7 protein-coding genes are annotated in these 10,918 nt (G+C 34.9%); all 7 read left to right on the forward strand.

The features are described from left to right. The first annotated feature begins 88 nt into the window (after positions 1-88). Complete coding sequence (locus A8805_RS07915) at positions 89-1,174, forward strand: phage tail domain-containing protein (protein WP_109709734.1); 1,086 nt, start codon at positions 89-91, stop codon at positions 1,172-1,174. Continuing rightward, entirely contained in the window at positions 1,175-4,171 is a 2,997-nt protein-coding gene (locus A8805_RS07920; RefSeq protein ID WP_109709737.1) for a hypothetical protein, read from the forward strand. Positions 4,172-4,251: 80 nt separating this feature from the next. Next, positions 4,252-6,057: a hypothetical protein gene (locus A8805_RS07925; protein WP_109709739.1), complete on the forward strand. Its 1,806-nt coding sequence runs from the start codon at positions 4,252-4,254 to the stop codon at positions 6,055-6,057. Next, positions 6,057-8,804 (forward strand): DUF859 family phage minor structural protein, encoded by a 2,748-nt coding sequence (locus A8805_RS07930; RefSeq protein ID WP_109709741.1) that lies wholly within the window; start codon positions 6,057-6,059, stop codon positions 8,802-8,804. Before A8805_RS07925 ends, A8805_RS07930 begins: the two co-directional genes overlap by 1 nt. 35 nt (positions 8,805-8,839) lie before the next feature. Further along, a complete protein-coding gene (locus tag A8805_RS07935; RefSeq protein ID WP_109709744.1) occupies positions 8,840-9,370 on the forward strand; it encodes a hypothetical protein in 531 nt (176 codons plus the stop codon). A gap of 178 nt (positions 9,371-9,548) precedes the next feature. Beyond that, entirely contained in the window at positions 9,549-10,529 is a 981-nt protein-coding gene (locus A8805_RS07940; RefSeq protein ID WP_109709746.1) for an N-acetylmuramoyl-L-alanine amidase, read from the forward strand. A 158-nt stretch (positions 10,530-10,687) separates the two neighbouring features. Continuing rightward, positions 10,688-10,918: transposase (locus A8805_RS07945; RefSeq protein ID WP_420319468.1), on the forward strand; the 231-nt coding region annotated here is incomplete at its 3' end.

The raw sequence follows: 10,918 nt of genomic DNA on the forward strand, positions 1-10,918 counted from the left end.
CACTATTTTTGTTACAGTTCAGCCATATAACTTTTCAGCGGCATATGGCTGAACTGTAACCTATTTTAATGGAAAGAGGTGAAAAGATATGTTTAAGCAATTTGAAGACTTTACATTTTCCGGTAAGAAATTCTCAGACCTGTCCTGCGAATATATACCTGCAAATTTTAATAATGAAATGGATATTTCTCTGGCTCTGGAAAGGAATATGAATTCTGGCGAAACAAACAAGTACCGCACAGAAGCAAATTATTTTGGGGATACATGGTCTGACACATTGACACTTGAGCTGCATATCATCAAAAATCCCAGCGTTTATCCTACACAGGAGGCGCAATCTATCACCAGACGTGAAATAAGGGAAATAACGAAATGGCTGACATCGCCTCATTACCCGGAATGGATTACATTTAACCTTCCTTCCGATTCAGAAGACGATGCAACTCATTACCGCGGATGGTTCCACAATGTAGAAACGCTTCCTGTTGATGATAAAATTTATGGACTAAAATTATATTTCGAATGCACTACGCCATTTGGATACACGGATAACATAACTAATATTAAGCAAGTAACCACATATGGTAATTTAACAATTACAAACAACAGTGACGAAGCACAAAACTACTGCTATCCTACCGTTACAATTACTCCCCATGAGAACGGGCATATATTTATTTGTAATCTATCCGATTGTAAATTATTGGATTCTGGAACGCTCACTGGTGAATCTTATTTTGAATCTTTGATTGATGCAGTTGAAAGCTATGCCCTCTTAAAAGGCTATTCCGTAACATTTACCGGAACAGGCAGTACAAATATTATTCCATTTTGCAACAATACAGGCGTTCAATTTTATTTAAATGATATCCATAATGGAACCGAAAAGAAATGTACGGCATTTTATCTCTCTGATACAAAACAGTATAAAATTATTGAAGGCGGCTTCGTATATATGACTGTTTACAAAGACCTGGATATCTACATGGATTGTCAGTTTCTGACTATAACGGATTCTATTGGCAGAATGATTACCTATGATAAATTAGGAATCACTGATGTAGATCATGTATACTGGCTGCGCCTTTTAAATGGAGCCAATAATCTTCTGCTCCATGGTAACGCAGACTTTCAAATACAACATCAAGAATCAAGAAAGGCCGGTGAATATTAATTGAAAATATATTACAATAAATACCATCAACCAGAACGCCCCACTGTTTATCTTGGCACTCCAAATCATAAAATTGTCTGTGCTTTAAATGGTATTGATGACGATTCTTTTTCTCTAAAAGCAAATCTCAATAATACATATGAGCTTTCTTTTGATGTTGCCAAATTTATTTCCATTGATGGAGTCGAAATTGAATCTAATGCATACAGCCTGATTGATATGTTAATGAGAGTATATGTAACAGGAATTGGCTGGTTTTTGCTCGAAGCCCCAAGGATAAATAATGATGGTAAAAAAGAGGCCAAATCTATCACTGCCCAATCGGCAGAAATTGAAATGCAGCAACATGATATACGAAACCTGAAAATAGGACAAGGGACGACAGACTCCTATGAGATGTTAATCAAGGAAAATGTTCATATCGATGATGATGGCGTTGAACGTGCCATAGAAAAGATTAAATTTTACAATCCTGATAACCCCAAACTTAGTCTTCTGGATATACTTATGAAAGTATCCGGATTAAAGGATTGGTCAGTAGGATATATAGACCCAACCCCAAAGATTTATAAATATTATGAAGAGGGCGAATTAAAAGATAAGCAGGTTCCATTGAGTGACGAAGAAGGGGCTTTTAACATCGGCACACAAGATTTATACTCTTTCCTGACACAAGATGCAGCACAGCTTTATAGCTGCGTCTTTGTTTTTGATTTCAATAAATTAACCATAAATGCGTACAGGCCTGAAAATCTGGGAAAAGATACAAATATCAATATTGGCTTTCGAAACTTACAGCAATCCAACGACATAAGCGTTGATGAAAAAAACATATTTACAAGATATCAGGTATCCGGTTCTGACGATTTAGGCATACAGTATGTAAACTTCGGCTCTAATATCATTGAAAATCTGGATTACTATTTAACTGAAAAATATCTGAGCCCTGATGTTATTGCAAAGTATAAGCTATGGCAGGATGACGTAGAAATACAGAGGCCGTTATACATAGAGCAAACCCGCCTTTATAATGAGCAGATGAATATCATATCCGAACTGAAAAACCGGGTTCCTTTGGACGATTGTTCTACAGACTGGTCCACTTTTTCAGATGAAAAGTTATTAGAAGCACAAGCCAACTATCAGGCACAGCTAAAAGGATACGAAGATTTTTATGTAGATGAAAATGGTGATTTTGATAAAGCCGCGCTGGATGCTTCCTCTGATGCCAAGGACTATTATCAGATTAAAGATGTTATTTTACCGTCAATTCAGATAGAAATTGATAATAGAAACCTTCCTACTAAAGAGGGCGAAGTAGATTATATCGATTCCTATAAAACCGATTGGAAATTATATGGCCTGGATGAATTAGAGGCAAAACTAAGCGTCTACAATAAGCGTAAAAAAATTCTTGAAGATTATGAATACGGCGGCGAGTATAAGCCTGACAAACATACCCGGGATATTTATGACAAACTGCATCAGGAATATGTAGATATCACAAATCAATTAGACCCTCTTTTTACAGGCAGCTGTCAGGAGGCATATAATCACAGAAAAACTGAAGTGGATAATGCTGATGCCCTGTTGGACCAATATGATGCTGAAAGAAAGTCTATCGCAGAAAGCATTGAAAAATCCACCTGGGTACATGATAATCACAGTTTTTCAGAGTCTGATTTGTCTGAATTATCCAAGCTCTATATTGACAATGATTACACCAATGATTACATGCTTTTAACTGATTCTGACGATGCAGTTTCTGCTATAGATGAACAGTTAAAGTTACTTTCAGCGGCACAGGACGATTTGTACATAGCAAGCCAACCACAGTTTATTTACTCCACTTCCCTTGATAACTTCCTGGCAAAATACGAGTATAAAAATTATACAGATAATTTAAACCTGGGGGATTTCCTTTATTTAGGCGTCCGTGACGATTATGTGGTAAAACTTCGCACCATTTCTGCCTCCTATAATCCAATGAAAATGGATAACAATCTTCAAATTGAATTTTCTAATATGATCCGCTCAAGAGCTGACAGAAATGATTTTTCTTATATGCTGAATTCAACAAGCGGGCGGGGTAAATCCTCCTCAAGCGGAAGTTCTCATGGTTTTCTTGGTAATGAAGGAGTTACACTTACTGCAGGGCTCATTCAAAAGCTGCTGCAAGCAGGTGCATTTTCAAACAAAGTAGGGCAAATAATCAATAACGAATTTGCCGGTTATATTGGAAGTTTTATTTCTGTTAAAAATTTGAATGCGGAAATGATAAAAACAACTGATATAGTAGGGGAAAATGGATTCTTTGAGTATTTACAAAGTAAACTTATATCATCTGATAAAGTCATTTCTGACAGTGGTGAGTTTAGAAAACTTAAGTCACTGGTTGGCTATATTGACCAACTTCTATCGGGTACAATTTCTGCTGAATTGGGACACATAATTAGATTAACCTCTGAGACAGTCATTATAGACGAAGCGGTAATCAGGAACATAATCGCCGCACAGATCACCGTATCAATGTTAAAAGCGGGAACTATATCCTCAGATAAATTTTACATTGAGTCTGATGACGGCGGTTTATCTATTGTAAGAAATACGATGCAGTTTAAGGATAATAATGATATTGTTCGCATTCAGATTGGCAGAGATACGAACAATAACTTTACTTTTTGTCTATATGATGAGACCGGTGAAGGTATTCTCATTGACTCTACAGGTATAAAAGAGTCCTCTATTGCCGATGGACTTATTCATAACAATATGCTTGCCGGCGAAATTACAAAAGATAAATTGGCTTTTAAAACGGTAGAAACTAATGAAGATGGAAGTATTGACGCAAGTAATGTTACAATTAATGGTCATGGTATAGATGTAGAATTGACTAAAATCAAACAAGAAATCAGTACAGGAGCTGCAATAGGTACACGTAATTATATACGAAATAGTAAAACAATGATATTTGACAGTTACCATTTTATAACATAACTGTATAGGGGCAGTATAATGTAGATAGACTTTTTTGTAACTATTAATGCAAATATCAATAAAGAACGCGAGGTGATTGTGTGTCAACAATAAATTCTATAAACTCTATTACACCCTATGGACATGCTGATGATGTCTTGTCTATATCAAAAGCAAGTGGAAATACATACCGACTCGGCGAATTATCAATTATACGGGAAGGTATTTATACATTTTCAATATGGATTAAATCGGATACCCAAACATCAATTAATATTTCTGTGTTGGGTGGACAGCCTGAAAGTTATGAGGTAACTACAGAATGGAAAAAGATAGAGATAGTAAATCCGAATGCTTCTTTCAAATATATAGATATCAGGTTTACTTCAAATACAACTGTGCTTTTATATGAAGGCATGTTGCAGTCCGGTGACAAAGCCACAGACTGGATGCCTGCTCCAGAAGATTTAGAAAATCAGATTACAAATATTACAAGTACAATAACTCAAATTGAGTTTGATGTGGATGCAAATGCACAGTCAATCAGAGAAAAAGTATCACAAACAGAAATGACAGAAGCTATCAATAATTATGACGATACATCTGTTAAAATAATACGTGACACAGTAGCAGAGCACACTACTCAAATTGGTTCAATAAATACTACAGTTAGTAAAATTGAAACGCATGTAGGAACTGATGCTAATTCAGAAACGTATGATCAATCTTTATCTCAAAAAATTGCAGACCTTACTATTACTGCCGATGGTATAAATAATACCATATCATCGTCATACATGAATAATGATGCAGTAGTTGAATATGTTCAATCAAAAATTAATCAAACCGCTGATAAAATTAGTGCAGACATTGAGGATAAAATATCCGGCCAGATGTCATATACAAGTCAAAAAGCAGATGAGATAATTAGTATTGTTGGAAAAAACTTATTCGAAAGTATAAATGTAAGATATATTCGGGACTGGTTGTATAATAATAATATAGATACTGAAAACCGTTTCGTTGAATGTAGAGTGATTTCTAGTAATGATGAAAATATTGCAGAAGGTATTTTACCAACCGCATATACAAGTAATTTAACAGAAATTACAAATATAGAAAGTTTATCGATATATACCGATGGTACAGTAGATACCGAATATATTTATGATTCTGATTGTGCTGTATTACAATTAGATTTAGGGGATATCTATAATGATATAGAAACCATACAAGTATATCACCACTACACTGATGAACGGAAAAATGAAACAAAACTTGAAATTTCAGAAGATGGTATAAACTGGATTACAGTATATGATTCAAGCATAAATGGAACATATGCAGAAACCCAAAATGGATATACGCATCTGATCAGGTCAGAAAGTATAGCAGATCAAATTTCATTCCTCAAACAAACTATAAATTCTTTTAATATCACAATTAGAGAAAATAACGATAATTATTCTTCCATTCAACAAACAATTAATTCCATTACAACTGAGATTCAAGACACAAATGATAAGGTCGAAAGTTATGCACGACAAGTTACTGATGCTAATGGCTGGAAATTAGAAATGGCAAGAATAGGTGCATATAATAATTATGAAGGAGCAGTAGAAACTTGTATTGAAATGAACCCATATGAGGGTATTGCTGTATCATCAACTGATAAAATGGGATATAAAACAAAATTACAGCCTGATAGGTTAGTTGGTGTATACGATGATGGCGTCTCAGGTGAAGAGACAGTGTTTAGCGTCAGTGGTGATTTGACTTATTCAAAAAGATTTAAAACAGATACGGGAGTAGACTTTGGAAGTATGAAAATCATCCCCGTTAAATATAAAGAAAACGATAAGGAGTGCAACATGTTATCATTCGTAAAAGGAGGTGGCAATTCATAATGGCAAGTGGTTCATGGAATTTTGGGACATCAAATCCGTACATAGAAGGACGAGTCGAATGGTGGGCGAACCAGCAAGGAGCAGTAAATAACTATTCTGATGTAAGAGTTCGAGTTCTATTTCATAGAACTAATAGCGGATATCAATCTTGGGGGACATTAAATACCCGCGTTCGTCTAGATACAGCAAATGCTGACACCAGAGCTAAAGATTTCAGTACATATATAACATTAACCGAGCCTGGTAATTGGGTAACAGTATGCGATAATTCAGCTTATAGAGTATATCATAATTCCGATGGGAAAAAGAGTTGCTATATTCGTGTTTATGGAGATGCGGATTTTGGGTGTTCATTTGATTCAAATAGAACCGTAACTTTCGACACTATCCCCAGGTATACAAGTATTACAAATTGGAGCGTCGCAAGTAAAACAAATTCATCTATTACATTTAATTGGGGAACCGCTGATACTATCTCAAACATAGTATGTAAATTTAACGGTTCCCAAAAGTATTCATCCAATGTGAATGCTAACAATGGCAGCTTTACAATAAGCGGACTTTCAGAATACACAACTTACTCTAATATTACGATTACAGTAACAAGAAAAGATTCCGGTTTAACAACTACTTCTTCTTCTTTATCTGCAATCACGAATTATACCCCGCCAACTTCTAACCTGTCATTAGCATCCCGTTCAATAAATTCCATAACATTAAATTGGTCAAGTAATTTTGCTTGTGATGCAATATGGATATATAATGGGGGAACACAAATATATTCGGCTGCAGTAAGTTCGTCTAGCAGCTCAGTAACATTATCACCTAGTAATTGGAGTGCAATTTCTCCCGGTATAACATATTTGTTAACAGTTAAAGTTAAAAGGTCAGCTTCACAAGCTACGGCAACCTCATCTTCACTATCCGTCACAACATTATCCGTACCATATATAGATACAAGTACGCCAAGTTCATTTGTTATTGGAAACAGTATCCCTGTTGTATTGTCAAATTATGCAAACAACGCTTCAACTCTTTATTATCAAATATATAATACATCTAATTCATGGTCTACCATTTCACAAATAAACGTAGCCAAAGGAACATCCTCTACCACTATTACTCCATCTATAACAACATTATATCAAAATTGTCCCAACTCAAACACATTAGCCACTAGAATAGCCTGTAGTGTTACGAATAATAATAAAACATATACATCATATTATAATATTACTGCAAATGTTTCAAATAGTAATCCTACATTTTCAGCCTTTACATGGGAAACAAATGTTGGCACAAATATAAACAGTGTTATTAGTGGTACACAGAATACAATAACCCGATTTGGTAATCTTCGACTTAAATTTTCAGCCAATAGTGCAATTTCTTTAAATGCATCTACTATATCAAAATTGGAGGCAAAAATATTATTTAACAATTCTGTTATTACGACGGCAAATATTAATTACTCCTCTTCTTCTTTTACTTTTGATGTTTCAACTCAAAACATAATAAATACTGGAACTTACATAATCCAGATACTTGCAATAGATAGCAGGGGAAATAAAAGTAATGCTGTTTCGCATAGTTTTAATGTATATCCCTATCTTAAACCTACATTACAAGTGACGATGAATAGGCTGAATAACTTTGAACAAAACACTTTTATTGATTTGTCTGGAAAAGTTTCAAAAGTAACAATATCAAGTGTACAGAAAAATGCTATTATATCTTTAAAATACAGATATGCCGAATCGGGTGCAAGTTTTCCTGATACATATACGGATATAATAAACTATTCAACAGAGAATATAGCCTCTACAGATGATTTATCGGTTATTTTTAAAAAAACAGAAGTGGACAATCCGTTTATTAATTTGTCCTATGAAAAGTCATATGTTTTTCAATTTATTTTAACTGATAGATTGTATGAATCTGATGTTTTTGAAGTATTTGTTGCTCAAGGAAAGCCAGTGTTCGCTGTTTCTGATGATGGGTATGTGGGGGTTGACAAAATACCTGATTTTAGTAGTCCGGCAAAGTTGCAAGTGAATAGTGATATTATAGCATATGATCAAAAAGAAAAGAGAGATGTTTTACTAGTTGATTCCATTAATAAAATCAATAGTGATTTATCAACAAGATCTAACTTGGTAAAGTCATTGTATCTATTAATGCATCCTATCGGTGATATCATAATGACAGCAAGTTCCACAAATCCAGGCACTATTTGGGGTGGAACATGGGTGGCCTGGGGAAGCGGCAGAGTTCCAGTTGGGGTTAATACAAGTGATGGAAATTTCAACACAGTTGAAAAAGCAGGAGGAACCACGACTATTAATTTAGGGCACTCTCATACTGTCAGCGGTCATACTCATGGCATGTCACATTCTCATACTGTAAACTCGCATACACATAGTGTGTCGAGTCATAAGCACGTACAGACTTTTGGAGCAGACGACGGGCAAGTCTACATGAATGGAGGCACTGGCCCTTATGGTTCTGTTGTATATAATAATTCTTGGGTTAATGTAAGCCGCCCAGGCTTCATTGTAACAGCTGCTAGATTCCATTATACAAGCGAAGCTGGAGGTGGAAATACTGGAGGTTCTGCACCAGGAACAAATACAGGGACTAGAACATCAACAGACGGAACTGCGCCGGGAACCAATAGTCAATTGTCAACAACACAAAGTATTTTACAGCCCTATATTACATGTTACATGTGGAAAAGAACGGCATAATACTACAAAATTATGTAAATTATTAAAGGAGTTTTATGGGAAAAATTATATTAAACAACGAAGATACCATTAATATATCAGATGATAGCACGGAATATATTATTAATATTAAAGCAGACCATTTTAATGATATCAAAAATATATCTGATTTATTTTCTTTAAAGAACCTAAAGAGTTATAAAATGACATTTGATAATACTACTTTTTTTTATTATACATATAAAAAAATAGGCAATATCTCTTTTACCAAGCTTGATAATAATACATATAGCGTTACAATATCTCTTGTCGATGCAGCATTTTCTGAAATACAGACACTTGAAGCAGAAGAATATAATCAAATAAATAAGTCTACTATATTAGCTGCACAAATTATAGCTCAAGAATTTTCAGATGTACAGGCATTGTTAGTAAAAGATATTTATCCAGTATGGAGCAAAAATCAATTATATAACGAAGAGTATAAAGTGATTAGCGGCGGGCAGTTATACAAGTGTGTAAAAGGTCATACTTCAAGTGACGACATAACTATTGAAAATAAAGATTATTGGAGAGCACTAACTTAAACAAAGTTAATAACTAAGTTTTAGGACAGGTAATTACTTTTTACTTGTCCTTTTTTATATAAATGCAATATAAAGGAGAAGATAGCCTTCGTGCCGTCAAAAGTGTTAAGAAAAGGAGTAGGTTTATAGGTTCCCCTATCAAATAACCTAAATACATTAATACAAGGAGAAATAGTATATGACTATTTGCAGAGGAATAGCAGGTAGAAGGGGGCGCTCCCCTATAGGAATATTCCTGCACAATGATGCCGGAAGTCCAAATGCTAATGCTGCGTTTTATAGAAGCTGGCTACAAACACATTCTTTAGAGAATGGATTCGCACATTATTATGTTGCATCAGATAGTATATTACAGGCAGAAGATGACGCTAACTGTGCATGGCACTGTGGAAATCTATACGGAAATTCGAATTATTTATCAATTGAGATATGTCAGAGTATGGGTGAACTGAATACTTTTATATCTAATGAAGAGAAGGCTCTTGCACTGGCAGCACAGAAATGTAAACAGTATAATATTATCCCCTCTGATAACACAATCAAATTACATCAGGAGGTATATGCAACAGCATGCCCTCACAGATCAACAGAAATTCATGGAGGATCTGCCTCCACAAAATCATACTTTATTAAAAGGATTATCGAGCTCATGGACAGTAATACTCAAAATATCCAGGTAGCTCAAATTCCTGCCAATAAACCAACATTAAACACCACTACAAATAAGGATCCAGGAATCCTTTTTACATATGCCGTTAGAGCCGGTAACAAAATTTATCCGGCCGTAACAAATCTAAATGATTATGCAGGAGTTCCAGGAGTTGCAATTACAGATGTTACAATTAAAGTCAATAAAGGTTCTGTAAAATATCGAGTTCATATAAAAGATGGTAATTGGCTTCCGCACGTAACCGGATATAACTGGAATGACTATAATAATGGATATGCCGGAAATGGTATGATTATTGATGCAATTGAAGTATACTATACCACTCCTGCCGACATTGTTAAAAAATATGGATACCAAAAAGCACAATATCGTGTATCGCCTTCAGGTGGTGATTATTTCCCTTGGCAGTTTGATAATGAAACAATAAACAACCAAGATGGATACGCCGGATGCTTTGGTATTGCAATAGATAGATTTCAACTATTTTAGCAGCGTTAACGTAAAAAATAGGGAGAAGATTTTTTGTCTCTCCCTGGGAGAATCCCAAAGATTGTGTAAACCTCCAAACTGATGTAAGATAATTACAACAGTTTGGAGGTACTTTTATGCCAAAGAGAACAAGAAATGAATCACCACAGAAACAAGCAATGCGGGAAATGATGAAAGACTATCTGAAAAATAATGATGTCAAAGTAAAGGATGGGGCCGATGTCAACTCTGTTATGAGAGATATGATGTCCGTATTGCTGGAAGGAGTTCTAGATGAAGAACTCAATGAGGAATTAGGCTATTCTAAGTATGATTACCGCAATAAGAACACCGATAATAGCAGAAATGGTCATTCTTCTAAAACCATGCATACCACTTATGGTGACATG

Origin of the sequence: Faecalicatena contorta (assembly GCF_003149105.1) — a bacterium.
GTDB lineage: Bacteria > Bacillota > Clostridia > Lachnospirales > Lachnospiraceae > Muricomes > Muricomes contortus_C.